This window comes from Veillonella parvula (assembly GCF_024461875.1).
Lineage (GTDB): Bacteria > Bacillota > Negativicutes > Veillonellales > Veillonellaceae > Veillonella > Veillonella parvula_I.
Map to the genome: position 1 here is coordinate 1 of NZ_JANGAL010000107.1, position 236 is coordinate 236.

General features: G+C 44.1%; 1 protein-coding gene. It reads right to left on the reverse strand.

All coding sequences use genetic code 11. The features are described from left to right. On the reverse strand, positions 1–236 hold a 236-nt coding region (locus tag NE668_RS10025; RefSeq protein WP_256196873.1), incomplete at both ends, for a cobalt-precorrin-5B (C(1))-methyltransferase.

Here is a 236-nt window from a genome sequence, read left to right on the forward strand (position 1 = left end):
CTGCTCTAATCCTGCTTTTGTGACCCGGCCGATTCCTTCTCCTCCGGCAAGAACAATATGATCTTTGATTTCAAAACAGCGTTCTTCCGCTTCTTCCTCTTTTAAAAATGACTCGATCTTCTCAGCTTTTGCGTATACTTTCATCCCATCTGTCACATCAGGATCATCGCCGCTGTATTTTTCAACAGCGCACTGCACATAATCCGCAGTTCTGATCGTTGACTCTACTTCCAAAT